The organism is Nonomuraea rhodomycinica (genome assembly GCF_013363995.1).
Taxonomy (GTDB): Bacteria; Actinomycetota; Actinomycetes; order Streptosporangiales; family Streptosporangiaceae; genus Nonomuraea; species Nonomuraea rhodomycinica.
In genome coordinates, this window is the sequence record NZ_JABWGO010000001.1 from 1773860 (window position 1) to 1800058 (window position 26199).

Consider the following 26199-nt stretch of genomic DNA (forward strand, 5'->3'; position numbering starts at 1 on the left):
CCCCGGGAACGACGACGGCCGCCCCGGAGAGCCCCGGGGCGGCCGTGAACGTGCGGGAGAGGCGGTCAGCGCGGGCCGATGCCCGACAGGACCTGGTCGACGATCCGTTCGGCGAGGCCGTCGGTGAGCTCGACGCCGCCCCACTTGGTGTGCCACAGCATGGCGCCCGACAGCGAGGCGAGCGCCACCTCCACGTCGATGTCGGGCCGCAGCTCACCGGTGTCGACGCCGCGCTGGACCACGTCGCGCACGGCCTTCCTGCGCGGCTCGACGGCGACCTTCACGAACCGGCCCATGAGGCGGGGGTAGCGGTCGGCGTCGCTCATGGCGATGTTCATGAGGCACCGGGTGCGGTCCTGGCCCGCCTCGGTCTGCATGGCCGCCAGGAGCGTGATCAGGTCGTCGCGCACCGAGACGCCGCCGACGGGCGGCAGCGGGGCCTTGAGGGTGGCGAGCGAGTCGGCGACCAGGTCTTCCTTGTTGGACCAGCGCCGGTAGATGGTCGTCTTGCCGACCCCGGCCCTCGAGGCGATCGCCTCGATGGACAGCTCGGCCACGCCCATGCCCTCCGCGATCAGGTCGAGGGTGGCCTCGATGATCGCCTTCTCGGCCTTCTCGCTGCGGGGGCGGCCCGCCGGGCGGCCGGCTCCCGCCGCCGCCTGCCCGGCCGTCCCGTGCGTCATCTCCTGCGTCGTCATCGCGGCCTCACACTACCGCTGGTTCCCTCGTTTCGGCCTCCTGAACAGGGGCCGGCTTGCCCGGCATCCACCGGAAGACCACGGCCACGCCGGCCAGCGCGATCACCGCGGACACCAGGGCGGTGATGTGCATGCCGTGGATGAACGCGTCGTAGGCGGGCTCCATCAGGCCCTGGCCGCGCGCGCCGAGCGCCTTGGCGACGGCGTCCGTGGCCATGAGCGACTCGCCGGCGGCGTGCCGCACGGCCTCGGGCAGGCTGGTCAGGTGCGGGGCGATCTCACCGCGGTAGCTGGAGGACAGCACCGAGCCGAGCACGGCCACGCCGAGCGCGCCGGCGACCTGGCGGACGGTGTTGCTCATGGCCGAGCCGACGCCGGCCTTCTCGCGGGGCAGCGACTCCATGATCGCTGTGGTGGCGGGCGGCATGATGTTGGCCATCGCGGCGCCCTGGATGAAGAAGATCACCTCGATGAGCAGGACCGGGGTGTCCTGGTCGAGGAGCGCGTAGCTGGCGAGGACCAGGGTGATCACGGCCATGCTGACACCGGAGGCGAGCTTGGCGCCGAAGCGCTGGTTCACGCGCTGGCTGAGCGGCGCGAAGATGAGCTGGGCCGCGGCGAAGGGGATCATCAGCGCTCCCGCCTGGACCGGGCTGAAACCGAGCACGATCTGCAGGTAGAAGGTCAGGAAGAACATCCCGCCCATCATCGCGAAGAAGACCATGCCCATCATGCCGATGGCCGAGCTGAAGCGGACGTTGCCGAAGTTGCGCACGTCGAAGACGGGGTGGTCGATGCGCCGCTCCCACCAGGCGAACAGCGCCAGCACCGCGATGCCGGCCAGCGCCGGGACGTAGACCTCCGGGTCGGTGACGGTGGCCAGCTCGCCGCCGCGGATGATGCCGTAGACGACCGCGACGAGACCGATGATCGACAGCAGCACGCCGACCGGGTCGAGCTTGGACGGCTTCGGGTCACGCGACTCGGGCACGACGAACCCGATCAGGAACATGCTGATGATCACGATCGGCACGTTGACGAGGAAGACCGAACCCCACCAGAACCGCTCGATCAGCAGGCCGCCGGTGATGGGGCCGATGGCCACGGCCAGGCCGACGCCGCCCGCCCAGATGCCGATGGCCTTCCCACGCTCGGCCGGGGGGAACACGTTCGAGATGATGGCCAGGGTGGCCGGCATGATCGCCGCACCGCCGATGCCCATCGCCGCCCGGGCCAGGATCAGCTGGGTCGGATCCTGGGAGTAGGCGCTGGCCAGTGAGGCCAGGCCGAACAGCGCCATGCCGATGAAGAGCATCCGCTTGCGGCCGGTGCGGTCACCGATCACACCGAAGGTGAACAGCAGCCCGGCGAACACCAGCGTGTAGGAGTTGATCGCCCACTCCAGCTCGCTCTGGGTCGCGCCCAGCCCGTGGGTGGGGTCGGCGATGGTCTTCATCGCCACGTTGAGGATCGTGTTGTCGAGCACGACCGCCAGCAGGCTGAAGACCAGCACGCCGAGGATCGTCCACCGGCGCGGATGGCCAGCGTGGGTTTCCATGCGAACTCCAATTTCGATACGTCAATGTTTCGCAACGCGAGCGTATCGTAAGAATATTCCGATACGCAACGGTGTCGTTTCGAAAGCTGGCCTCCAGCTGCCGATCACACCCTCCCGGGCGCGGAACGCCCCTGCTCGGGGGCCGTCTCCTCCGGAGATCGCGGCACAGCCGCTCCGCGTGAGGGCCGACCCTGTGTGGAGCGTCCGGCTCACCTGGGCGTCCCGCACGTGGGTGTCCGGCACACGTGGGTGTCCGGCACACGTGGGTGTCCGGCACACGTGGGTGTCCGGCACACGTGGGTGTCCGGCACACGTGAGGCCCGGACCCACGCGGAGGCAGACGCCCCGCCGGGCGACACCGCGCAGGGGCGGGCTCTCGCATAGAGGCGACCACCGCGCAGAGCGTGGGCGCCGCACAGGGCGTAGGCGCCGCACAGGGCGTAGGCGCCGCGCAGAGCGTAGGCGCCGCACAGAGCGCAGGCGCCGGCACAGGGGACCCCCGTGTCGCACCCGACAGGCGCCGCCGCCCCAGCGTCAGGGGCCCGACGTCAGGGGGTCACGGGCGTCAGGGGTCACGGCGTCAAGGGACCCCAGCGTCAGGGGGTCGCGGTGGCCGGGGCCGGTTCCTCCGTCGTCGTCCGGGTGGCCTCCGCGGAGCGGCCGCGCCAGAACGGCACCGCCACCCCCACCATGACGACCCCCACCGCGCCCGCCACGGCGAACGCCCAGGCCGGTCCGTGCGCGTCGATGAGGGCGCCCGCGATCGGCGCGGACAGGGCGCCGCCGACCAGCAGGGCCGTGCCGTGCAGGCCCATCGCCTCGCCCCGCGCCGCCGCCGGCACCCGCCCGCTCACGGCCTCGACCGTGGCCGACAGCGCCGGCGCGCACAGCAGGCCCGCGGGCAGCATCGCCAGGACCAGCCACCGCCAGTCTCCGGCGGCCAGGCCCACGGGCGCGGTGAGCAGCCCCATCCCCGCGATGAGCCCCAGCGGCGAGAAGCCCCGGCTCAGCCCGCCGTACACGAACCCGCCCAGCAGGGAGTACACGCACCACAGGGCGACGGCCAGCCCCACCCACGCGGTCTGACCGGCGTTCTTCATGGTGCCGACGAGGGCCAGCTCGCTCGCGGTGAGCACGAACGTGGCCGCGGCGGCCGTGCCGAGCAGCGCGGCCAGGCCGGGGGTGAGCCAGCGCCGCCTCGGCACCCGCACCTGCCCGGCGGCGAGCTCCTCGGCCGAGCGGGTCGGCGGGTCGAGCGCGATCAGCCCCAGCCCGGCGGCCGTCATGCCGCAGGCGATGACGGCCATGGTGGGGCCGCTGCCCAGGGTGGTGACGCCGGCCACGGCCAGCGCGGGCCCCGTCATGTAGGACAGCTCGACGATCATCGAGTCGAGCGAGAAGCCCATGCGGCGCTGCTCCGGCGGCACCATGGCGGTCAGGCACTGCCTGATCACGCTGAACACCGGCAGCGCCAGCAGGCCCGCGAGGGCCGCCGCGGCCACCAGCGCCGGGAACGGCAGCGCCCACGCGCACGCCCAGAACGCCGCCTGCGCCCCGGTCGTGACGGCCAGCACCGGCCGCAGCCCGTGCCGGTCGACGAACCTTCCGGATAACGGCGAGCCGACGGCCATGCCGACCGTGCTGGCCATGGTGACCAGCCCCGCCTGCCCGAAGCCGAGCCGCATGCCTTCGACGACGTGCAGCGTCAGCGCCATGCCCGTCGCGGTCGACGGGACGCGGGCCAGCAGGCCCACGAGGAGCAGGGTGCGGACGCCGGGCAGCCCGAGCAGACGCCGGTAAGGTTCGAGAGCCATGGTGATTGCTTACCTCCGCACCCATTGTGGCAAGCGGCACCGACAGTCTCGCCACCGGTTTTCGCGGGTGGCATCATCGAAGGGTCCGGGTACGCCACTGGGGCGCCTCGAGACCTTTCTGGAGCGTTCGACATGCCTTCTTCCACCATGCCCCCGCCCACCCCCACCTCCCTGTACGGCGGCGCCGCCGGGCGGCGCGTCACCGTCCGCGACCTCGCGGCGGCCAAGGAGCGCCGCGAGAAGTGGCCGATGCTGACGGCCTACGACGCCATGACGGCGCGGGTGTTCGACGAGGCGGGCGTGCCGGTGCTGCTCGTCGGCGACTCGGCGGCCATGGTCGTGTACGGCTACGACTCCACGGTCCCCGTCACCGTGGACGACCTGCTGCCCCTGACGGCCGGCGTCGTGCGCGGCTCCTCACGGGCGCTCGTGGTGGCCGACCTGCCGTTCGGCTCCTACCAGGCGTCGCCGGCGCAGGCCCTGGAGTCGGCGGCCCGCTTCCTGAAGGAGGCCGGGGCCCACGCGGTCAAGCTGGAGGGCGGCCGCCGCGTGCTGCCGCAGGTCGAGGCGCTGGTGTCGGCCGGTGTCCCGGTCATGGGCCACCTCGGCCTCACCCCGCAGTCCGTCAACGTCTTCGGCGGATACCGCGTCCAGGGGCGCGGCGAGTCGGGCGAGGAGCTGATGAAGGACGCCAAGGACCTGGAGCGGGCGGGCGCGTTCGCGCTGGTGCTGGAGTGCGTGCCGGCCGAGCTGGCCGAGCGGGTGACGACGTCCCTGTCGATCCCGACGATCGGCATCGGCGCGGGCCCGGCCACGGACGCGCAGGTGCTCGTCTGGCAGGACCTCATGGGGCTGACGCCGCGTCCGGCGAGGTTCGTCAAGCGGTACGGCGACCTGGCCGCCGACCTCGACCGCGCGGCCCGCGCCTTCGCGGCGGACGTCGTCTCGGGCGCCTTCCCCGCCCAGGAGCACACCTACCGCTGACCCGCCCCGATCGCCTGCCACACCGCCGCCCGGCCGTCCTCCGGCTGCCGGGCGGCGCCGCTTCCCGGTGAACGGAGTGCGGCCGGCCGGCGCCGCTTCCGGTGACCGGAGTGCGGCCGGGCGATGCGCTGCGGTGCGGTGCGGTGGGATGCGGTGCGGTGCGGTGCGGTGCGACGAATCTCACTCCCCGCGGAGGCTGCCCGGGACCGCGCCCCGGGCCGGGCCTCACTCCGCGGTCAGGGTGGACGGGTCGGTGTTGGCGCCGCAGATCACGACCGCGACCCGCTCCCCCGGCGCCGGCGTGTACGCGCCCGACAGCAGCGCCGCGTACGCCGCGGCGCCGGCGTGCTCGGCCGCCACCCGGTGGCGCTCCCACAGCGCGCGCCGCGCCGCGACGATGGCCTCGTCCGGCACGAGCACGCTGACCAGGCTTCCCTCCGCGGCGGCCTGGGAGCAGATCGCGTACGCCAGCCCGCCGGCGCGGCTCGCGCCGAGGGCGTCGGCCGCCACCCCGCTGACCGGCACCTGGACCGGCTCGCCCGCGCGCAGCGCCTCGTGCAGGGCGCGGGACAGCTCCGGCTCCACGGCGACGATCCTCGGCCCGCGCGTCCCCTCACCGGACGTCCTCTCACCGGTGCCCTCATCGGGCGCCCTCTCACCGATCCCCTCACCGGGCGTCCCGCCTCCGAGCGCGCCGCTGCCGACCGTGACGCCGGCGACGAGCCCGCCGCCGCCCACCGCCACGAGGATCGTGTCCACCCCCGGCACCTGACCGGTCAGCTCCAGCCCGAGCGTGCCCTGGCCGGCGACCACCTCGGGCTGGTCGTAGGCGTGGACCGCGAGCGCGCCCGTCTCGGCGGCGCGCTTGGCGGCGGCCTCGGCGGCCTGCGCGTAGAGGGCCCCGGTCTGCCGGATCTGCGCGCCCAGCGCCCGCAGCCCCGCCACCTTGACGGGGCTGGTGACCTCGGGCACGAAGATCTCGGCCCGGATGCCGAGCGCGCGGGCCGCGTGGGCGACGGCCAGGCCGTGGTTGCCGCCGCTGGCCGCGATCACGCCGGCCGGCGGCAGCTCGCCCGCGGACAGGATCCGGTTGAAGGCGCCGCGCGTCTTGAACGACCCGGCGTGCTGGAGCTGCTCCAGCTTCAGGAACAGCCCCGGTGACACCTCGAGGACCGGTGTGCGCAGCACGTGGCCCGCGATCCGCCGGGCGGCGCCCGTCACGTCCTCGTACGTCACCGTCATGGGGCTCCCTCTCGGTCGGGCTCCGGCGCAAGCGTGAGGACTAGTCTGCCAGCGCCTGCTCGATGTCGGCCCACAGGTCCTCCGGGTGCTCGATCCCGACCGCGATGCGGACCGTGCCCTCACCGATGCCGAACCGGGCCAGCGCCTCGGCGTCGAGCGAGCGGTGCGAGGTGGTGGCCGGGTGCAGGGTGAGCGTCTCGACGCCGCCCAGCGACGGCGCCAGCAGGGCGAGCCGTACCGCCTTCATGAACCTCTCCCCCGCCGCGCGCCCGCCCGCGAGGTCGAACGAGAACACGCCGCCGAAGTCCGGCAGCAGCTTGCCGGCGATCTCGTACGACGGGTGCGACGGCAGCCCCGGCCAGTGGACCGCGGACACGGCGGGGTGCTCGGCCAGCCGGGTGGCCAGCAGCCGGGCGTTGGAGCAGTGGCGCTCCATGCGCAGGGCCAGCGTCTGCATGCCGCGCAGCGTGAGCCAGGCGGGGAACGGGTCGGCCGAGGCGCCGAGCACGGTGGAGTGGTGCCAGACCTTCTCGTACAGCTCGTGGTCGCGGAAGACGGCCAGGCCGCCGACCACGTCGGTGTGCCCGGACAGGTACTTGGTGGTGGAGTGGACGACGACGTCCGCGCCGTGCTCGATCGGGCGGCACAGCACCGGAGAGGCGAAGGTGTTGTCCACCACCGAGACCAGGCCCAGCTCGCGGGCCGCCGCGCACATCCCGGGCAGGTCGGCGACGAGCGTCATCGGGTTGGAGATGGTCTCCAGGTACAGCATCCGCGTCTCGGGACGGGCGGCCTCGCGCACCGCGCCGGGGTCGGCCTCGTTCACGTGGGTGACGGTGACGCCGAAGCGGGCGGCGAGGTCGTTGAGGGTCGCGGCGGTCCCGCCGTACAGGGAGTTCTGCGCGATGACGTGGTCGCCCGGCTTGAGCAGGCCGAGCAGGACCGTGTTGATGGCGCCCATGCCGGAGCCGGTGGCGAACGCCGCGACGCCGCCCTCCAGACCGGACACGGCGCTCTCCAGGGCGCGCACGGTGGGGTTGCTGTAGCGGCCGTACACGAACGGGCCGTCGGGGCGTCCCATCGCGTCGGCCATCGCGGCCGGGTCGTCGAAGACGAATCCGGACGTCTGGTAGATCGGCATCGTGATCGGCCGGCTGTGCTCGACGGGCGGCTGCGGCGGGTGGACGACGCGGGTCTCAGGTCGGAGTTCGCTCATGCTGTCCAGGATGTCCGTTCGAGGTGGCTGTTGTCAGATCCAATGCGGCAGAATTGGTCCATGAATGGGGCCAATGTCGGCATCGATGATCTGGTGGACCTGCTCGGCCGGTGGGCGTCCGGGCGCGGGCCGCTCTACCTGCTGCTGGCCGCCCGGTTCCGGGCCCTGGTCGACGACGGGGTGCTGCCGCCCGGCACGCCGCTGCCGCCCGACCGGACGCTCGCGCGCCGGCTGGCCGTCGGGCGGGGCACCGTCGTCGCCGCGTACGACCTGCTCCAGCAGGAGGGACGCGTGACGCGCCGGCAGGGCAGCGGCACCCGGGTCGCGCCGCTGGAGCTGCCCGCCTCCCGCTCGGCCGACAGCGTGCGCGCCAACCCCCTCCTCCTGCACATCCTCCATCCGCCGGACGGCGTGAGCCTGCTCACCTGCGCGTCGCCGGACCGGCCGCCGGCGGTGCTGGCGGAGGCGTACGAGGAGGCGGTCGGCCGGCTGGCCGGCCTCCGCGACCTGGGGTACCAGCCGGCGGGCAACCCGGAGCTGCGCGAGGCCGTGGCCGCCTACTACCGCGGCCGCGGGCTGCCCACGACGGCGGAGGAGATCCTGGTCACGACGGGGGCGCAGCAGGCGCTGACACTGCTGGCGGGGCTGCTGCTGGCGCCCGGCGACACGGTGCTGACCCAGTCGCCCACGTACCCGGGGGCGCTGGAGGTGTTCCGGCACGCCGCCGCGGTGGTGCGGCCGGTGGCGCTCGCGCCCTCCCCCGCGTTCTCCGGTTCGGAGCCGGCGCACTCGCTCTCCGCCGCGTTCTCGGATCCGGGGCCGGCGCTCTCGCCCTCCGCCGCGTTCTCGGGTCCGGGGCCGGAGCCCGTGCCGGATCTGGCGGCGGCCATCCGCGAGCGGCCGTCGCTCGTCTACACCGTCCCGACGGCGAGCAACCCCACCGGCGCCACCCTGTCGGCGGGCGAGCGCAGGCGGCTGGCGCGGCTGGCCGAGGAGCACGACGTGCCGATCATCGACGACGAGGTCTGCGCCGAGCTGTGCTTCTCGGGCGAGACACCGCCGCCCGTCGCCTCCTACGCCCGAGGCGAGCAGGTCATCACCATCGCCTCCCTCAGCAAGGTGGTCTGGGGCGGGCTGCGGGTGGGCTGGGTGCGGGCGCCGGCGCCGCTGGTGTCGCGGCTGGCGCGGCTGCGCGCCGTGCACGACCTCGGCGGCGAGGTGCTCGGCCAGGTCGCGGCGGCGGCGCTGCTGCGGCGGCTGCCGGAGATCCGGCCGGCGCGGGTGCGCGAGCTGCGCGACGGCCACGACCACCTGTGCGCCGAGCTGGCCGCGCGCCTGCCGTCATGGTCGTTCGAGCGGGCGACGGGCGGGCAGACGATCTGGGTGCGGATCCCGCGCGGCGACGTCGACGCGTTCGCGCAGGTGGCGCTCCGGCACGGGGTGGCGGTGCCGCCGGGACGCTCGTTCGACCCGCTCGGCGGCCATGCCGAGTACATGCGGCTGCACTTCCTGTTCCCGCGGGAGGAGCAGTCGCGGGCGGTCGCCGGCCTGGCGGCGGCCTGGGACGCCTACGACGGCACCCGCGGCCCGGCCGCCCGACGGCCGCTCGTCGTGTGAGCGACGCGGACCACCGGCGCGGCGGTGACCGTGCGCGATCCGCTGTGAGCTGACAGCGGTCTCCCGCGCTTCCCCGCCGCGCGACCCTGGAGGCATGACGACCACTTTCGTGTTCCTGCACAGCCCCGCCGTCGGCCCCTCGACGTGGGAGCCCGTCGCCGCGGCGCTGGAACGGCGCGGCCGACCCGCCGTGATCCCCGACCTGACCGGCGTCACCGCCGGGGGGCCGCCGACCTGGCCGCGGGTGGTCGACGTCGTGCGGGCCGCCGCCCCCGAGACGCCGCTGGTGCTGGTCGCCCACAGCAGCGCGGGCCTGTTCGCGCCCGTGGTCAAGGAGGGCCTCGGTGACCGGGTGGTGGCGTGCGTGTTCGCCGACGCCCACGTCCCGCCGCCCCAGGGGCTGGTGCGGGCCGCCGAGGAGCGGCGGCTGGAGTTCCTGCGCGCCCGGACGGGCGACGACGGGCTGCTGCCGCGCTGGACCGACTGGTGGAAGGAGGAGGTCGTCGCGGCGATGCTGCCCGACCCGGCCGCGCGGGCCAGGGTGGTGGCCGAGCAGCCCCGGCTGCCGCTCGCCTTCTTCACCGAACGGATCCCGGTGCCCGCCGGGTGGGACCGGGTCAGGTGCTCCTGCCTGTGGTACGGCCCGCCGTACGACGTGATGGCCGAGGAGGCGGAGCGGCGCGGCTGGCCCGTGACCCGGGTGCCGGGCGGCCACCTGCACCAGATGGTGGATCCGGAGGCCGTCGCCGGCGCGCTGCTGAAGCTGTCGCGCGTCTCGTGAATTCTTCACTGCCGCCGCCCGGAACGCCCAGGAATAGTCGGGTTCATGACGGCGATACGCGTGGAAGCGCTCCGGAAAAGTCATGGACGGTTCGAGGCGGTGAAGGGGATCTCCTTCGAGGTGGCCGCCGGTGAGGTCTTCGCGCTGCTGGGCCGCAACGGGGCCGGCAAGACGACGACCGTGGAGGTGCTGGCCGGGTTCCTGCGGCCGGACGGCGGGTCGGTGCGGGTGCTGGGGCACGACCCGTCCGCCGAGCGGGCGGAGGTCCGGCGGCGCACCGGGATCATGCTGCAGGAGGCGGGGTTCTTCCCCGACCTGACGGTCGCGGCCACGGTCGACGCGTGGCGCGGCTTCACCGCCGCGCCCCGGCCCCGTGACGAGGCGCTGGAGCTGGCCGGGCTGGCCGGCCGCGCCGGGGTGCGCGTGCGCCAGCTCTCGGGCGGGGAGAAGCGCCGCCTCGACCTCGCGCTGGCCCTGCTCGGCCGCCCCGACGTGCTGTTCCTGGACGAGCCGACGACCGGCATGGACCCCGAGGGCCGCGCCGCGACCTGGGAGCTGGTGCGCGAGCTGGCCCGGCGCGGCACCGCGGTGCTGCTGACCACGCACTACCTGGAGGAGGCCCAGCGGCTGGCGTCCGCGATGGCGATCATGGACGGCGGCGAGATCGTCGCCTCCGGCGGGATGGCCGAGACGCTCGCCGCGCGGGGCGGCCGGGTGTCCTTCCGGCTGCCCGCCGGGGTGGCGCCCGCCGCCCTGCCGCTGCCCGTGACCGTGGACGGCGACGAGGCGGTCTGCCGCGCCGAGGACCCGGACCTGGCGGCGCAGACCCTGCTGAGCTGGGCCGCCGAGCGCGGGCTGCGCCTGCCCGGCCTGGAGGTCCGCGCCGCCACCCTGGAGGACCTCTTCCTCGACCTGCCGAAGTCGGCCCGATGACCTGGAGGCACCGATGACCATGACCGCCACCTACCGGCTCGGCACGCGGCTGTTCTGGCAGGACCGCGCGCTGCTGCTCAGCTCCGTCCTCACCCCTGTCATGATCGCCATCGGGCTGCCGCTGCTCATGCGGCACCTGCGGGCGGACAGCACCGCCGTGGCCACCGCCCAGTTCCAGGGCACGCTGTCCATCATCCTGTCCATCACCGCGTTCATGAACGTCGCCGTGGCCCTGTCCGCCCGCCGCGACCAGCTCGTGCTGAAGCGGCTGCGCGCCACCACGCTCACCGACGGCCGGATCCTGGCCGGCCAGATCGCCGCCACGGCCACGCAGACGGTCGCGGTGGCGGCCGTCTGCACAGTGGCGGTGCACCTGGCGGCCGGGGTGCCGTACCCCGCGAACCCCCTGCTGTACGCCGCCATGGTGATCGCCGGATCGGTGGTGCTGGCGACGCTCGGGGCGGCGTACACGGCCGCGATCCCGCGCGCCGAGCTGGCCGGGGCCGCCTGCATGCCGGTGTTCCTGCTGTCGGGGATCGCCGCCGGCGCGATGGGGCCGATCCGCGAGGTGCTGCCGTCCTGGCTGGGCTCCGTGCTGGACCTGCTGCCGACCACGGCCGTCGTGGACGCCGTCAGGACCGGCGCGGCGGCCCGGCCCGCGCTCTTGCTGGCGGTGTGGGGCGTCGCCGGGGTCGTGGCGATCCGGTTCTGGTTCCGCTGGGAACCGCGCCGGTCGTAGCCGGTCATAATGGCCGGGCCATGACCTCCTCCTCCGCCCAGCGGCTCGCCCGCGTCCTGATCGCCTCCGTCGGCGCCGTCTACGTCCTGATCGGCCTGTGGTACTACGCGGTCAGCCCCGCGTACGGCCTCCTCGCCACCCTGTTGATCGTGGCCGTGGCGGCGCTGCACTTCCTCAACATGCGCGCCGCCCTGCGGGACGAGCGCCCGCCGCTCTTCGCGCTCGTTCTGGCGCTCCAGGCCGTCGCCACGTACGCGCCGGACCTGTTCCTGCCGAACGGCTGGTCGGGCGTCGCGGCGCCGATGCTGGGCGGCGCGGTGCTGGTGACGCTGCCGCCGCGCGTCGGCGGGCCGCTGGTCGGCCTGATGACCGTGTACGCCGGCGCGGTGATCTTCCCCTACAACCCGGTGGTCGCGCTGTACTACGGGCTGACCGTGGCCCTCACCAGCGGCATGGTCTACGCCCTGGTACGGCTGGTCCGGGTGACCTCCGACCTCGAACAGGCCAGGGCCGAGCTGGCCGAGGCGGCGGTGCTCCGGGAGCGGCTGCGCATCTCGCGCGACCTGCACGACGGCCTGGGCCGCAGCCTCACGGCGATCGCGCTCAAGGGCGACCTGGCGGGGCGCCTCATGGAGCGGGACCCGGCCGCCGCCCGGGACGAGGTCGGCGAGCTGGTGCGGGTGGCGCGGGAGGCGGCGCAGGACGTGCGGCACGTGGCGCGCGGGTACCGGGAGATGTCGCTGGCGGGCGAGGCGGACCGAGGGGCGGCGCTGCTGGAGTCGGCGGGGGTGGGCTGCCAGGTCCACCTGGCCGACGTCCCCTTGCCCCGGGCCGCGGAGGAGGCCCTCGCCTGGGGCGTGCGGGAGGCCGTCACGAACGTCCTGCGCCACAGCGCGGCGACCACCTGCACGATCGCCACGTCACGGCACGCGGGCTGTGTCCGGCTGGAGGTCACCAACGACGGCGTCCCGGCCGGGGGCGAGCCGCGTGCGAACGGGAAGAGCCCCAGCGCAAGCGGGCCGAGCGCGGGCGGGAACGGCTCCACCGGAAGCCGGCCGAGCGGGGACGGGAACGGTTCCACCGGAAGCCGGCCGAGCGGGGACGGGAAGGCCGTGCCCGGTGGCGGGCTGACCGGGCTGGCGGAGCGCGCGGCGCACGCCGGCGGCACGGTGGACGCCGGGCGCACCCCCGCGGGAGGCTTCCGCCTGACGATGGAGGTCCCGGCGTGACCGGGCGAACGGGTCGGGAGGGGCGAGAGGGTTGCGGAGTGGGAGGGGCCGGCGATGAGGGACACGGCGTGATCCGGGTCCTGCTGGCGGAGGACATGCACATGATCCGCGCCGCCCTCACGGCCCTGCTGCGCCTGGAGCCGGACATCGAGGTGGCGGGCGAGGTGACGAGGGGCGACGAGATCGTCCCGGCGGCGCTGCGGCTCCGTCCCGACGTGGCGATCGTGGACATCGACCTGCCCGTCCTCGACGGCATCACCGCGGCCGCGTCCCTGCGCAGCGAGCTGCCCTCGTGCCGGATCCTCGTGCTGACGGCGCTCGGCCGGCCGGGCCAGGTGCGGCGGGCGCTGGAGGCGGGCATCCAGGCGTTCCTGGTGAAGGACGCCCCGGGCGAACGGCTGGCCGACGCGGTGCGCAGGACCGCCGCGGGCCTGCGGGTGCTGGACCCGGAGCTGGTGGCCTCGGCCCTGCAGTACGGCGAGAGCCCTCTGACGCCCCGGGAGACGACCGTCCTGCGGGAGGCGGCCCGAGGGTCCTCGGCCGAGGACATCTCGGCCCGCCTCCACCTGTCGGCCGGCACCGTACGCAACTACCTGACCAGCGCCATCACCAAGACGGGCGCCCGCAACAAGATCGACGCCATCCGCATCGCGGAGGACGCCGGCTGGCTGTGACCGGACCCCGCCGGGACGGGACGGCGCCGGTCACAGGCCGGTCCGACCGGGACAGGACGACGCCGGTCACAGGCCGGTCCCGCCGGAACGGGACGGCGCCGGTGCCCCGTCACACGTCGGTGATGCGGATCCCGGCGTGGGCCTTGTAGCGGCGGTTGACCGAGATGATGTTGGCGGTCAGCGCCTCGACCTGGTGGGCGTTGCGCAGCCGCCCGCCGTACACCCCGCGCACCCCCGGGATCACCCCGGCGAGCGCCTGGACCAGGTCGGTGGCCTCCCTGTCGTCGCCGAGGACGAGCACGTCCAGATCGACCTTCTCCACGGCCGGGTCCAGCAGCACGACGGCCGAGACGTGGTGGAACGCCGCCACGACGCGGCTCCCGGGCAGCACGGCGGCGGCCTGCTGCGCGGCGCTGCCCTCCTCCACGGGCAGCGCGTAGGCGCCCTGCTTGTCGAAGCCGAGCGGGTTGACGCAGTCGACCACGATCTTGCCCGCCAGCTCGTCGCGCAACGACTCCAGCAGCGCCCGGTGCCCCTCGTACGGCACGGCCACGATCACGATGTCCGCCTCGGCGGCGACGGCGGCGTTCGCCGCGCCCCGCACGGGCACGCCCTCGCCGAGGGAGGCGGCGGCCTCCTGGGCGCGCTCGGCGCTCCGGGAGCCGATCAGCACCTCGTGCCCCGCCAGCGCGAACCGCCGCGCCAGCCCCTTGCCCTGGTCGCCCGTGCCACCGAGGATGCCGATGGACAATCCGCTCACGTCAGTCATACCCCCGATCATGCCAGCTCGCCGGCGACGGTCCCGCGCGGCCCCGCCCGGACCCGGAAGCCCTCGGAACCGGTGAGCGGAAGGCCGGGGACAGGGACGGGCCCGGCCGCCGGGGAGCGGCCGGGCCCGGACGCGCCGGACACGCCGGACGGCCGGTCAGCAGGTGCCGACCACGGGTGGACCGGCCGGCAGGGCGGGCCGGTCAGCAGGTGCCGACCGCGCGGACCTGCCGGCAGGGCGGACCGGTCAGCAGGTGCCGACCGCGCGGACCTGCCGGCAGGGCGGACCGGTCAGCAGTTGCCGATCGCGGGCAGGCCGATCACCCGCAGCGCCAGCCACTCGATCGCCAGCGGCCCTCCTTCGACCGCCCCGAGGACGTGCGAGTTCGCGGGCAGCGAGGTCCAGCGGACGTTGGCGCCGGCCCGGCAGTACTCCGAGCGCAGCGTCGCGCCCACGGCCTGCGGGATGATCTCGTCGCCCTGGGCGTGGTAGAGGAACACCGGCACCTTGGGCGGCGTGGCGCCGAGCCGGTTCTCGGCCAGGCGGACCCGCCACTTGGGCAGGTCGAGCAGGTCCACCGGGCTCAGGTCGGAGAAGCGCAGCCCGGCCAGCTTGTCCTCCAGCTCGCCCACGCAGTCGTCGGCCGCGTCGGTCAGCAGGGCCTTGCCCCGGTCGTTGAGGTCGGCCTGCAGGTCGAGCTCAGGGTAGGCGGCGTCGAGGCCGACACCGGCCGCCGCGGCCAGGCCGAAGTTCTGGTCGCCGTCCAGGTGGGCGGCCACGGCCCGCAGGTCGGCCGGCACGCCGCCGGCCGCCACGCCCTTGAGCCGCAGCTCCGGGGCGTACGACGGCTGGAGCTGCCCCGCCCATCCGGCGGACGCGCCGCCCTGCGAGTAGCCCATGACGGCGACGGGGGCGCGGTCCGACAGGTTCGCGCCGGGGACCCGGGTCGCGGCCCTGATCGAGTCGAGCACGGCGTGGCCCTGGGAGACGCCCACCATGTACGTGTGCTGACCAGGGGTGCCCAGGCCCTCGTAGTCGGTGATCGCGACCGCGAACCCCTTGAGCAGGAACAGGCTCACCAGCGCCAGCTCGGCCTCGCCGCCCCGGCTCATGCTGGCGGAGGGGGCGCACTGGTCGCCGAGGCCGTGCGTGCCGGTGGCGTAGCCGATGACGGGCCGCCTGCCTAGGGGGTAGGCCGCCTTGGGCACGAGCAGGGTGCCGGACACGGTGGTGGGCTGCCCGGTGGCGGAGGTGGAGCGGTAGAGCAGGTGCCAGGCGTCGACCGGGACCTCCAGCAGCTTGCCCGGCAGGAGGTAGACGGTCGTGGGCTCGGCGGAGACCACGTCGCCGGGCGCCTGCGCGGCGAGGGCCGCGGACGAGGCCGCGCGCGCCGGCGACGCGGCCAGCAGTGACGCGATCACTAACAGGACGATGGACATGCTGACGCGGACACGTAGGGTCATGTGCCGCCCTCTCCGTTGGGGGATCGGTTGGGGACGGCGGCGCCGCGAGCCGATCGTTACCCGGCAGTAACCAGCTGTCAAGGCCCGAAATGACATGGACACTCCGCTGATGTCAGATGGGCATGGCGGCGAAACAGGCCGACGAAGCGGCGGCGGTCATGCACTATGGGGCGATGGACTCTGGTTCGGTGGACTTCCTCCGCGAGATCCTCGCCGAGACCGGATGGGTCGAGCGCACCCGCGAGTTCGGGCTCGCGCTGCGGGCGACCCGCTCCCCCGGCGGGCTGCTCCTCGTGGGCACGCCCGAGGAGGAGCCGTGGCATCTGACCGCCCACCTCGCCGACGAGGCGCGGCTGTCGGGCCTGGCGCAGCTCGCCCCCACCCTCGTCCGCTGGTCGCCGCCGCCCGGGGCGCCCGCGCACCTGCGGGTCGGCCTCGACCGCGTGCGCCGGGCGGGCCGGGGCGAGACGCTGTTCGTGGTGGCCGAGGGGCAGGCCCCGGTGCCGCTGCTGGAGCGGGTGGACGACGCCCGCCGCGTCGGGGCGACCATCCTCGCCCTGGAGGGCGCGCACCCCGAGGTGGCGGGGCTCGCGCACGACGCGATCGCCGTGCCGCGGGGCGGGCCGGTCTCGTTCGACGGCGCCCAGCACCTGGTGAGCGCCGCCGCGGGCGAGATCCCCCGCAACGTGGGGCTGCGCGAGCGGCTGGCCCGCCTGCTGGAGAAGGTCACCGGCCCGCAGGTCACCGACTGACGCCCCCGGCGTCGCGGGACGAAGCCGGGGCCCGGAGCACGGCGGCTAAGGCGGGCCGGAGCACGGAGCACGGCGGCCTCAGGCCGGCTGGAGCACGGAGCACGGCGGCCTCAGGCGGGCTGGAGGTGGCCCTTCAGGCTGCCTTCGAGGGCGGCCGTGGCGTCCTCGATCGCGCCGATCACGACCGCCTGCACGGGGTCCGGCTCCCCCGACCGGGTACGGCTGACCCGGGTCACCGCGTCGAGCCGGCGCGCGCCCACGTCCCGCAGCTCGCTCACCCGCACCTCGCCCTCCGGCACGTCGAGCAGCGCCAGCGTGGGCACGATCGCCACCCCGTGCCCGGCCGCGACCAGCGCGAGCGCCGGGCCGAACTCCGTGATGACGTGGACCTTGCGCGGCTCGAAGCCGTGCAGCCCGGCCAGCCGGTCCAGCGCCTGGCCGCACGCCTGGTCGGGCTCGCCCGCCACCCAGGGCACGTCGGCCAGGTCCGCCATGGAGCGCGGCGGGTTGGGCCAGTCGGGCGGCACGACGATGCGGTACTCGTCGACGTAGAGGGCGCGGGTGGCCAGCGACGGCTGCGACAGCACGGGCAGGCTCATGTCCTGCTCGGTGATCAGCACGTCCACGGCCCCCAGCCGCAGCTCCTGGAGGGCGGGCTGGCCGTACACCTCGTGGATGATCGGCGTGATGCGGGGATGGCGGGCCGCCAGGTCGCGCAGGGCGGGCACCAGCATGTGCTTGATCACGGTGGGGAACGCGGCGATGCGCACGGGCCCCGCCAGCCGCTCGGTGAAGCGGGTGAGCTCCCGGCGGGCCTCGGCCAGCTCCTCCTCGACGCGCTCGGCGTACCCCGCGAGCACCCGGCCCGCCGGGGTGAGGGAGACGCGCCGCTGGGAGCGGTCGATGAGGGCCAGGCCCACCTCGCGTTCGAGCTGGGCGAGCTGCTGGGAGACCGCGGAGGGCGTCAGGTACAGGGCCTCGGCGGCGCGCATGACCCCGCCGCGGCGGGCCACCTCGTGCAGGACACGGAGGCGCCGGGGGTCGATGTCCATACAGGAGAGCTTACTTGCGGCTGTAGCAACCTTTAATTGCACTTTATGACTAGTAATTCCGACAATGGGGGGCATGGACCTGCTCTTCGAGGTGGCGGGCTGGCTGGGCGCCGGCCTGCTCCTGCTCGGCTACGGCCTCGTCTCCGCCGGTCGGCTGCCCGCGGGGGGCGCCGCCTACCAGGTCGTCAACCTCGCCGGCTCCCTCGCCCTCATGGCCAACAGCGCGCGCAACGACGCGTGGCCCTCGGCCGGCCTCAACCTCGTGTGGGCCGTGATCGGCGCGGTCGCGCTGGTCAGGCTGGTACGGATCGGAGTGTCCACGTGATCGTCGAGCTGAGCCACCGCATCGTCGAGGGCATGGTCACCTACCCGGGCGTGCCCGTCCCGGTCCTCGGCACCCACCTCAGCCGGGAGGATTCGCGCGACCTGTACGCGCCGGGCACCGAGTTCCACATGGGGACGATCACGCTGGCCGCCAACACCGGCACCTACCTGGACACGCCCCACCACCGCTACGCCGGCGGGCCGGACCTGTCGGCGGTGCCGCTCAGCAGCCTGGCCGACCTGCCCGGGATCGTGGTCCGGGCCACCGGCGCGAAGGCCCGCGCGATCAGCCTGGACCCGGGCCTGGACGTGCGCGGCAAGGCCGTGCTCGTGCACACCGGCTGGGACCGGCACTTCGGCACGGACGCCTACGTCCACGGGCATCCCTACCTCGCGCCCGAGTCGGCGCGGCGGCTCGCCGAACAGGGCGCGGCGCTGGTCGGCATCGACTCGCTCAACATCGACGACACCCCGCCGCGCGGCGAGCGCCCGGCGCACACGGTGCTGCTGGCGGCCGGGATCCCGCTGGTCGAGCACCTCACGGGGCTGGAGGCGCTGCCCGACGAGGGCTTCCGGTTCCACGCCGCGCCGCCGATGGTGGCGGGCTTGGGCACCTTCCCCGTACGGGCCTACGCCGTCGTCCTCTGATCGGTCTCACCGGCCGACCAGAGGACGACCGCCGCACGGGCTCGTCCGCCGATCAGTCCTCGTCGGCGTCGGCCTCGTCCCACGCCTTGTTGCGCTCCGCCGCGCGCTGCAGGGCGCCGGCGGCCTCCTGCTCGGTCGCGTACGGACCCAACCGGTCCTTGTTGGGGCAGCCCTGCTCGGGCTCGACCCGCATGTGCTTGAGACAGAACCACCACTGGCCATCGCTCACGGGGCCTATTCTGCCCCGTAGACTCGTCTTTCATGACGACACTGCTCCAGCCCGGGCGAGTTTCGCCCATGCGAAAGGTCCCCGCGCACATCGAGCGGCCGGAGTACGTCGGAAAGAAGCGCCCGAAGACCGGCGAGGCCGACGTCAAGACCCCGGAGACCATCGAGCGGATGCGGGTGGCGGGCCGGATCGCCGCGCAGGCGCTCGAAGAGGTCGGCAGGAACGTCCGGCCGGGCGTCACCACCGACGAGCTCGACCGGATCGGCCACGAGTTCCTGCTCGACCACGGCGCCTACCCGAGCACGCTCGGCTACAAGGGCTACCCCAAGTCGCTGTGCACCTCGATCAACGAGGTCATCTGCCACGGCATCCCCGACGACACCGTCCTGCGCGAGGGCGACATCGTCAACGTCGACATCACCGCCTACATCGGCGGCGTCCACGGCGACACCGACGCCACCTACCTGGTGGGCGAGGTGGACGAGGAGTCGCGGCTGCTGGTGGAGCGCACCCGCGAGGCGATGATGCGCGCCATCAAGGCGGTCGCTCCCGGCCGGCAGCTCAACGTGGTGGGCCGGGTCATCGAGGCGTACGCCAAGCGGTTCGGCTACGGCGTGGTCCGCGACTTCACCGGTCACGGCATCGGCACGACGTTCCACTCCGGGCTGATGGTGCCCCACTACGACGACCCGTCGCTGCGCGTGGAGCTGGTGCCCGGCATGACGTTCACCATCGAGCCGATGCTGACGCTGGGCACGATCGAGTACGACATCTGGCCCGACGGCTGGACCGCGGTGACCAAGGACCGCAAGCGCACGGCCCAGTTCGAGCACACGATCGTGGTGACCGAGACGGGCAGCGAGATCCTCACCGCCCCGTAGCCGCCGGCCGGTCAGCGGCGTCCGGGGTCAGCGGCGCCTGGGCACCGCCGCGGTGACGGTGGTGCCCTCGCCCTTCACGCTGCTGACCGACAGGGTGCCGCCGACCTCGGCGACGGCGGCCCGCATCCGGGCGATGCCGCGCCCCGCCTTCTCCGGCGGGAAGCCGCGGCCGTGGTCGCTGACCGTCATGCGCAGCCCGTCGCGGCCCGCGGTGACGGCCACCGAGACGACCTGGGCGCCGCTGTGCCGCTCGACGTTGGCCAGCGCCTCGTCCATCGCCTCCAGGACCGCCTGGCCGACCGGGGCGGGCACGTCGGTGGCGGGAAGGGCCCAGACCTCCACGCGGACACCGGTGCGCTCGGACCACTGCGCCAGCCGGCTCTCAAGCGTCTCGGCGAGGCTCCGCCCCCCACGCATGCGCGTATCTTCCACCTCTGCTCGCCTTCCCGGGGCATCCCGGACTCCTGGCCGGACCCCACACCGGCGTCGCGCACCGGGTGACCGCGGCCCCCCTCAAGGCCCCGCGCACCCCTGCGGGAAGGTGATGCCCACCTCCCCGTAGGGCAAGGCTACCTGGCGGGTGGGAGACGTACGGCTTGAGGATAGATTGCCCTGCCGGTCCGGCTACGCGCACCCGCCCGAGGTCAGTCGGCCTGGTCGGCCTTGCCCGTCTTGTTGAGCCGTGCCAGGTAGGCGTTGTAGGCGTCGAGCTCGGGGTCGCCGCCGCCGCGGTCGGCCCGCCGGTCGGCGCGGCGCCCCTTGCGGTCCTCGTCCCGGTACCACTGCATGGCGATGGCCAGCAGCACGATGAGCGTCGGGATCTCGCCGAAGCCCCACGCGATCGCGCCGCCGTCGCGCTGCTCGTCGATGAGCGGCCCGCCCCAGGTGCGGCCGAGCTGCTCGTACCAGTCGGACGCGATGACCGCGCCGGTCATCATCATCGCGACGCCGAAGAACGCGTGGAACGGCATCGTGACGAACAGCATCAGCAGCCGGCCCACGTACGGCAGCCGGTGCGGGGCCGGGTCGACGCCGATGATGACCCAGAAGAACAGCGACCCGGTGATCAGGAAGTGCAGGGTCATCCAGATGTGCCCGAGGTGCTCCTCCATGGCCGAGGCGAACAGCGGCGTGAAGTACAGCGCGTAGGTCGAGGCGATGAACAGGGCGGTGGCGATGCCCGGGTGGCTGACGACCCGCACGAAGCGGCTGTGCAGGATCGTGGTCAGCCACTCGCGCGGCCCCCGGTCGCCGCGCCGGACGGCCGGCTTGAGCGCGCGCAGGGCGAGCGTGACCGGCGCGCCGAGCACCAGGAAGATCGGCACGATCATGGACAGGGTCATGTGCTCGATCATGTGCACGTCGAACATGACCTTGGCGTAGCGGGCCAGGCCGCTCTGCGTGGCGATGACGAGGATCGCCACGCCCAGGAACCAGGCGGCGGTGCGGCCCCACGGCCAGGCGTCGCCCCGCCGCAGCAGCCTGACGACGCCGGCGGCGTACAGGCCGGCCAGGAGCGCGGCCACGAGGGCGAAGAACAGGTCCAGCCACCACAGCGTCGCCAGGTTGGCCATCGAGATCGGCGGCGGCACCGGGTAGCCGAGCAGCTCGAAGGCCCGGTCGGCGGGCAGGCTGACCTCGGGCGGGCGGGTGCGCGACAGGCCGACGGCCAGGCCGACGGTGGCGGCCATGAGCAGCGCCTCGCCGGCCGCGAGCCGGGTGAAGGCGCGCGGGCGGTCCGCGGCGAGCGCGTCGAGCGTGCGCTGCCGGTGCCACCAGCCGACGTAGCCCAGCAGCACGAACGCGACCACCTTGGCCACCACGAGCACGCCGTACGACGACGTCCACAGGTCGGACACGGCGGAGAGCCGGGCCACGACGCTGAACACCCCGGACACGCCGACGCCGACGTAGCACCACAGCGCCATCCGCGAGAAGCGGGCGGCGGCGACGTCGAGCCGCGGCCGGCTGCGGACGGCGTGGACGGCCAGCACGACGAGGCCGCCCACCCACAGGGCCAGCGCCAGCAGGTGCAGCGACAGGGCGGAGGTGGCCAGGTCGTGGTTGGGCGAGGAGGAGGCGTGCCCGGTGAGCGCCGGCGGCAACATGGTGACCAGCGCGAAGACCAGCAGTCCCGCCGCCGCGCCGGCCGTGACGGCCCCGCGGGAGAACAGCGCTATCGCCATCGAGAACAGGATGACCAGGGTCAGCGCGATGCCCTGGCTGGTCTGGGTGGCGTAGGAGCTGAGGTAGTTGCCGCTGGTGACGGCCTGCAGGACGGGCTGCCCCCACGTGTCGGACACCTCGAAGACGAGGCGGAGGAACGCGCTGCCGGCCCATGCGAGGGCGGCCCAGGAGGCGGCCCGGACGTAGCCGGTGGCGCTCGCGCCGAGCAGGCCCTTGTCGTTGGGCAGCAGCGCGGCGCCCGCGAGGAGCAGGCCCACGGTGAGCACGCCGGCGACGTCCATCGCCAGCTTGGCCAGCGGCAGCCCCCAGCGGGTGACCGCCCCGGCGTCGGGAAGGCCGGCGATGATCCGCGGGAAGGCCGCGCCTCCGGCGATCATGGCGATCACCAGGGCGGCGACCGCCGCTGCCGCCGCCGCGAGCGCGAGACGCGCGGCCCTGGTCACGGCCGCTTCTTGCGCATGCTGATGAGGAAGCCGACGCCGATGCCCACCAGCGCGCCGACGACGACCACCAGCCAGACGGGGAAGCCGGCCGAGGAGGCGCCGGCCTGCTGGGTGGCGGCCGCCGCGGGGGCGGAGGAGGCCGGGGCGGCGGGCGCCTGCGACTGCGTGGCGGCCGGCTGGGCGGCGGCCGTCTCGGAGGTCTGCGCGGCGGGCGTCTCGGTGGCGGGGCTCCGCGTCTCGGGCTTGGGGGCGCCCTTGACGGTGAAGGGGATCTCGCCCTCGATCGGGTGGCCGTCGGAGGAGACGACGCGGTAGGCGATCGTGTACTCGCCGTCGGGCAGGGTCTCCTTGAGCGCCTGGCGCACCACCGGCCCGTCGGTCTCGGCGGAGCCGGCCTGGTGCTGGACGCCGTCGGTCCCCCGGACGATCACGAACGGCATGCGCACCCTGGCGGTGAACTCCAGCTTCACCTTCTCGACGGTCTTGACCGTGGAGCCCTTGGCCGGATCGCTGCTCTTGAGCGAGTCGTGCGCCAGCGCGGGCCCGGCGGCTGCGCCGATCAGGAACAGGGCGGCGAGGAACGCGGTGATTGCCGCGATCGGGGTTCTTTTCATGGCAACCCCAGGCTACCGACGCCGCCGCCCGGTCCCTACTTCGGTCACAGACCCGCGCAGGCGAGGGCGCGGTGGTAGGCCGCGACGCTTCCCTCGGTGTCGCCGAGCTGCTCCATGCTCTCGGCGGCGGCGTACCACATGCCGGCGACCTGGCGCGAGTCGGGAAGCGGCAGGAGCCAGTCGCTGACGGCGCGCAGCTCCTCCTGCGCCTCGGGCAGCAGGCCCAGGCCGCCGTACGCGCGGCTGAGCAGCAGGTGGGTCTCCGCCTCCTGCGCCCGGGCGGTCTTCGGCATCAGCTCGACCCCGGCGCGGCCGTGCTGGACGGCCAGCTCGAAGTTGCCCGCCACGATCTCGGTGCGGGCCAGCTCGGTCTGGGCGTTGGCGCGGTCGAGCGTGCTCGCCGAGGTCTGCGTCAGCTCCTCCTCGGCCCGTGCCAGCATGGCGCGCACCTCGTCGACGGCTTCGGGGTGGAGGCGCAGCTTCTCGACGGCGTAGGCCACTCGGGCCCGGGCGAGGTTGCGCGGCTGTCCGTTCTCCGACTGGATCGCCAGGGCCCGTTCGAGGAAGGCCAGGCCCTCCTCGCCGTGGCCGGTGTTCTGTGCCACGACGGCGGCGTTCCAGCACGCCGCGACGATCGCCCTGGGCGAGCCCAGCATGTCGGCGGCGTTGAGCAGCTCCGCGGAGAACTGGCGGGCGCGCAGCAGGTCGCCGCTGTAGAGGTAGGCGCCGAGCAGGGTCGCGCCCAGCTCGACCAGCCCGTCGGTCCAGGTGGGACGCGGCGAGACGCCGAGGATCGCCTCGCCCACCTTGATCGCCTCGCTGAGGCGGTCGCTCAGCCGGTAGCAGCGGCACAGGGCGATGGCTATGCTGATCCGCCGCTCGGCGTCGAGCTCCTCGGTCTGCAGGCGGCGCAGCACGGCGATCGCCTCGGCCAGCTCCCCGCACGCCTCCAGGGCCAGCGCCAGCCCGTACTCGGCGTCCAGACGCAGCGACGTCAGGCCGGCCAGGTTGTGGTTCGCCATGAGCTCGGCGAACCTGGTGCGGGCCTCGATCACTTCGCCGTTCTCGAGAGCGAGCCGCGCGTAGCCGAGGGAGAGTTCGATGTCCTCCATCTGCTCGGCGGTCACGCCGTTGAGCAGATAGGAGAGCGAGCAGTCCAGCTTCTGGGCCAGCAGTTCGAGCACGGCCGGGGTCGGGGTACGCTTGCCACTCTCGATCAAGGAGACGTAGCTATCCGACAACTCCGGATGGGCCAGCTGCGCCTGAGACAGGCCACGCTGCCGCCTCACCGTCTTGATGCGAAGTCCGACCAGGTCAGATGTGGTCACTGCTATCGCTCCCTGAGATGATGACGTCCGAACAACCTAGAGGCGAGGGAGAACCCCCATGCGCGCGCGCATTGCCCTGTCCGTACTTTCCGCTTTGGTCACGGCTTTTGTAGTGGTCGGAGGCAATGCTACGGCCGATGCGGCCGTTTCGTCTCCATCGGATTCGAGCGCGGTCTCGGCGAACTTCGGGACCCCCATCTGCTGCTGACCCTCGGCGGCTCCGGCTGTTGATCCTGTGTCCGGCGTCCCGCCGGACACAGGGCTCGCTCACCGGCCTTCCTGGCTCAGCCCGCACGCAGAGCCAGGAAGAGGTCGACCCGGTCGGCCATCGACGACAGGTCGCGGCCGGTGAGCTCCTCCACCCGCCCGATGCGGTAGCGCACGGTGTTGACGTGCACGTGCAGCCGCTCCCCGCAGGCGTTCCACGAGCCGGCGCAGTCGAGGAACGTGGCCAGCGTCCGCACCAGCTCCGACTGGTGCCGGCGGTCGTAGTCGACGAGCGGCCCCAGCAGCCGGGCGGCGAACGAGCGCCGCACGTCCCCGGGGACCGTGGCCAGCAGCAGCGCATGCGTGTAGATCTCGTCGCTGGTCACGACGCCGCCCGAGCGGGCCTCCGCCAGCCGCCTGGCGTGACCGGCCTCCTCGATGCCGCCCTGCAGCGCCGCTGCCCCGGTCAGCTCGCCGCTGAGCCCGGCGCGCAGCCGCCCGTCGGGCAGCGCGGCCAGCACCTCCGCCCCGCGCCGCAGCCGCTCTGCCAGCTCGCCGGCGCTCGCGCCGCCCAGCGGCACCACCGCGACCGCGCCGTCCAGCCCCGCCACCCCTGACGCGCGCTCCGGCCCCGCCACCCCTGACGCGCGCTCCGGCCTCGTCACCCCCGCCGCGTGCTCCGGCCTCGTCATCCCTGCCGCGTGCTCGGGCCCCGTCATCGCCGCCGCGCGGTGCGGGCGCGTCGCCTCGGGCGCGGGGCCGGCGCCCACCGCGGCGACGACCTCGCGGCCGAGCAGCTCCTCCAGCGCCCGCCCGCCGAGCGTCGCGGGGCCGGGGCCGCGCTCCGGGGCGTTCCCGTCCGGGGTCCGCCGGGGCAGGGTGGCGCTCACCACCGCGTACGGCTCGCCGTCGCCGATGCCGCAGGTGCGCAGCCGGGCCGCGACCACGGCCGGGTCCGGCTCGGTGAGGGCGGCCGTGACGAGCTGCTCGGCCAGCCGCCGCTCGACCCGGCGGCCCTCCTCCATCCGGTTGCGTTCGAGCGTGACGCAGGCGGCCAGCTCGTGGCCCAGGTCGGTGCGGTCCATCAAGTCGCCGTCGCAGGCCAGGACCCAGCCCGCCGCCCGCCGGCCGTGCCCGGTGCCGCCCGGGCCCACAGCGAACAGCGTGTGGGCGCCGGAGCGGCAGGGCAGGGCCGGCGCGGTGAGGTAGGCGCGGGCGATCCCGACCGGGTCGTCCGCGTGCCCGGCGACCACCTGGCCGCAGGCGGAGACGACGGCGCCGGTGACGCCCAGCTCGGCGGCGGTGAGCGCGAACAGCTCGGTCAGCCCGGCGCCCTCGGCGACGGCGGCCACCAGCCTGCGGTGGCGGCCGAGCGCGTCGCGGGCCTCGCCGGCCGGGCCGGGCGCCGCCAGCTCGGCGAGCGCGCCGAACGACACCTCCGTGGGCACCTCCAGCAGCGGCAGGCCCGCCTGCGCGCAGGCCTCCACCAGGTCGCCGGGGACGTGGCCGAGCCGGGCCAGGCCGGCGCCGAGCGCCGCCACCCCGGCCCGCGCGAGCGCCGCGACGAAGGGCGCCGAGTCGGCGGGCCCGTGCCGCCACATGAGCCCGGTCAGCACCAGCTCGCCGCCCGACAGGTAGCGCCCGGGGTCGGGCAGGTCGGTGATGTGGACGCCGCGGAACTCGGTGTCCGGGTCGCCCGTGAGCAGCCCGAGCCGCAGCCTCCCCACCGCCAGCAGCTCACTGATGCGCACTTGGAGGAATATACAAGTCCGCAGGTCGAGTGCGGACCCGGATTTCACTCGCCGCGCATTGGAGGG

General features: G+C 74.3%; 25 protein-coding genes. 11 read left to right on the top strand and 14 right to left on the bottom strand.

Features of this window, described 5'->3' with window-relative positions; genetic code table 11:
• Positions 1-65 precede the first annotated feature (65 nt).
• From HT134_RS08175 to HT134_RS08185, 3 genes are all read right to left on the bottom strand, one after another.
• Positions 66-698: a TetR/AcrR family transcriptional regulator gene (locus HT134_RS08175; RefSeq protein WP_246363582.1), complete on the bottom strand. Its 633-nt coding sequence runs from the start codon at positions 696-698 to the stop codon at positions 66-68.
• Positions 699-705: 7 nt separating this feature from the next.
• Positions 706-2256, bottom strand: coding sequence for an MFS transporter (locus tag HT134_RS08180; protein WP_175599538.1), 1551 nt, complete (start codon positions 2254-2256; stop codon positions 706-708).
• A 596-nt stretch (positions 2257-2852) separates the two neighbouring features.
• Complete coding sequence (locus HT134_RS08185; protein ID WP_175599539.1) at positions 2853-4070, bottom strand: MFS transporter; 1218 nt, start codon at positions 4068-4070, stop codon at positions 2853-2855.
• A 132-nt stretch (positions 4071-4202) separates the two neighbouring features.
• Here HT134_RS08185 and panB point away from each other — a divergent pair, with 132 nt between their 5' ends.
• A complete protein-coding gene (gene panB, locus HT134_RS08190) occupies positions 4203-5054 on the top strand; it encodes a 3-methyl-2-oxobutanoate hydroxymethyltransferase (protein WP_175599540.1) in 852 nt (283 codons plus the stop codon).
• Positions 5055-5279: 225 nt separating this feature from the next.
• Here the strand turns inward: panB and HT134_RS08195 are convergent, their stop codons facing one another.
• Both HT134_RS08195 and HT134_RS08200 read right to left on the bottom strand, forming a co-directional pair.
• Positions 5280-6296 (bottom strand): pyridoxal-phosphate dependent enzyme, encoded by a 1017-nt coding sequence (locus HT134_RS08195; RefSeq protein ID WP_175599541.1) that lies wholly within the window; start codon positions 6294-6296, stop codon positions 5280-5282.
• Between the two features lie 40 nt (positions 6297-6336).
• Positions 6337-7512 (bottom strand): trans-sulfuration enzyme family protein, encoded by a 1176-nt coding sequence (locus HT134_RS08200; RefSeq protein ID WP_175599542.1) that lies wholly within the window; start codon positions 7510-7512, stop codon positions 6337-6339.
• 60 nt (positions 7513-7572) lie between these two features.
• Between HT134_RS08200 and HT134_RS08205 the strand changes: the two genes are divergently transcribed.
• The 6 genes from HT134_RS08205 to HT134_RS08230 all read left to right on the top strand — a co-directional run bounded on the left by HT134_RS08205 (position 7573) and on the right by HT134_RS08230 (position 13485).
• A complete protein-coding gene (locus HT134_RS08205; protein ID WP_175599543.1) occupies positions 7573-9129 on the top strand; it encodes an aminotransferase-like domain-containing protein in 1557 nt (518 codons plus the stop codon).
• 94 nt (positions 9130-9223) lie between these two features.
• On the top strand, positions 9224-9910 hold the full coding sequence (locus HT134_RS08210) for an alpha/beta hydrolase (RefSeq protein WP_175599544.1): 687 nt from the start codon (positions 9224-9226) through the stop codon (positions 9908-9910).
• 99 nt (positions 9911-10009) lie between these two features.
• A complete protein-coding gene (locus HT134_RS08215; RefSeq protein ID WP_312888038.1) occupies positions 10010-10843 on the top strand; it encodes an ABC transporter ATP-binding protein in 834 nt (277 codons plus the stop codon).
• Positions 10844-10856: 13 nt separating this feature from the next.
• Complete coding sequence (locus HT134_RS08220; protein WP_175599546.1) at positions 10857-11582, top strand: ABC transporter permease; 726 nt, start codon at positions 10857-10859, stop codon at positions 11580-11582.
• 20 nt (positions 11583-11602) lie between these two features.
• Positions 11603-12811, top strand: coding sequence for a sensor histidine kinase (locus HT134_RS08225; RefSeq protein WP_175599547.1), 1209 nt, complete (start codon positions 11603-11605; stop codon positions 12809-12811).
• 68 nt (positions 12812-12879) lie between these two features.
• Positions 12880-13485 carry a response regulator transcription factor gene (locus HT134_RS08230; protein WP_175599548.1) on the top strand — a complete coding sequence of 202 codons (606 nt, stop codon included), beginning with the start codon at positions 12880-12882 and terminating at the stop codon, positions 13483-13485.
• A gap of 109 nt (positions 13486-13594) precedes the next feature.
• Here the strand turns inward: HT134_RS08230 and npdG are convergent, their stop codons facing one another.
• Both npdG and HT134_RS08240 read right to left on the bottom strand, forming a co-directional pair.
• Entirely contained in the window at positions 13595-14254 is a 660-nt protein-coding gene (gene npdG, locus HT134_RS08235) for an NADPH-dependent F420 reductase (protein WP_175599549.1), read from the bottom strand.
• A 290-nt stretch (positions 14255-14544) separates the two neighbouring features.
• Positions 14545-15717, bottom strand: coding sequence for a lipase family protein (locus HT134_RS08240; RefSeq protein ID WP_175599550.1), 1173 nt, complete (start codon positions 15715-15717; stop codon positions 14545-14547).
• Between the two features lie 173 nt (positions 15718-15890).
• Between HT134_RS08240 and HT134_RS08245 the strand changes: the two genes are divergently transcribed.
• Positions 15891-16469: a hypothetical protein gene (locus HT134_RS08245; RefSeq protein WP_175599551.1), complete on the top strand. Its 579-nt coding sequence runs from the start codon at positions 15891-15893 to the stop codon at positions 16467-16469.
• Between the two features lie 110 nt (positions 16470-16579).
• Here HT134_RS08245 and HT134_RS08250 read toward each other — a convergent pair whose 3' ends face one another.
• Positions 16580-17521, bottom strand: a complete 942-nt coding sequence (locus HT134_RS08250) for a LysR family transcriptional regulator (protein WP_175588958.1) — start codon at positions 17519-17521, stop codon at positions 16580-16582.
• 73 nt (positions 17522-17594) lie between these two features.
• On the opposite strand from HT134_RS08250, the gene HT134_RS08255 reads away from it, so the two are divergent.
• Positions 17595-17846 (top strand): CBU_0592 family membrane protein, encoded by a 252-nt coding sequence (locus tag HT134_RS08255; protein WP_175599552.1) that lies wholly within the window; start codon positions 17595-17597, stop codon positions 17844-17846.
• Positions 17843-18493 (top strand): cyclase family protein, encoded by a 651-nt coding sequence (locus HT134_RS08260; RefSeq protein ID WP_175599553.1) that lies wholly within the window; start codon positions 17843-17845, stop codon positions 18491-18493. Before HT134_RS08255 ends, HT134_RS08260 begins: the two co-directional genes overlap by 4 nt.
• Before the next feature lie 52 nt (positions 18494-18545).
• Here the strand turns inward: HT134_RS08260 and HT134_RS08265 are convergent, their stop codons facing one another.
• Complete coding sequence (locus HT134_RS08265; RefSeq protein WP_175599554.1) at positions 18546-18722, bottom strand: hypothetical protein; 177 nt, start codon at positions 18720-18722, stop codon at positions 18546-18548.
• A 32-nt stretch (positions 18723-18754) separates the two neighbouring features.
• On the opposite strand from HT134_RS08265, the gene map reads away from it, so the two are divergent.
• Entirely contained in the window at positions 18755-19603 is an 849-nt protein-coding gene (map, locus tag HT134_RS08270) for a type I methionyl aminopeptidase (RefSeq protein WP_175599555.1), read from the top strand.
• Positions 19604-19630: 27 nt separating this feature from the next.
• On the opposite strand, the gene HT134_RS08275 is transcribed toward map, so the two are convergent.
• The 5 genes from HT134_RS08275 to HT134_RS08295 all read right to left on the bottom strand — a co-directional run bounded on the left by HT134_RS08275 (position 19631) and on the right by HT134_RS08295 (position 26133).
• Entirely contained in the window at positions 19631-20020 is a 390-nt protein-coding gene (locus HT134_RS08275; RefSeq protein ID WP_175599556.1) for a sensor histidine kinase, read from the bottom strand.
• Positions 20021-20247: 227 nt separating this feature from the next.
• Positions 20248-22233, bottom strand: a complete 1986-nt coding sequence (locus tag HT134_RS08280; RefSeq protein ID WP_175599557.1) for a bifunctional copper resistance protein CopD/cytochrome c oxidase assembly protein — start codon at positions 22231-22233, stop codon at positions 20248-20250.
• Complete coding sequence (locus tag HT134_RS08285) at positions 22230-22847, bottom strand: copper resistance CopC family protein (RefSeq protein ID WP_175599558.1); 618 nt, start codon at positions 22845-22847, stop codon at positions 22230-22232. Before HT134_RS08285 ends, HT134_RS08280 begins: the two co-directional genes overlap by 4 nt.
• A gap of 44 nt (positions 22848-22891) precedes the next feature.
• Entirely contained in the window at positions 22892-24175 is a 1284-nt protein-coding gene (locus HT134_RS08290; protein WP_175599559.1) for a helix-turn-helix domain-containing protein, read from the bottom strand.
• A 284-nt stretch (positions 24176-24459) separates the two neighbouring features.
• Positions 24460-26133 (bottom strand): helix-turn-helix domain-containing protein, encoded by a 1674-nt coding sequence (locus tag HT134_RS08295; protein ID WP_175599560.1) that lies wholly within the window; start codon positions 26131-26133, stop codon positions 24460-24462.
• Positions 26134-26199: the final 66 nt, after the last annotated feature.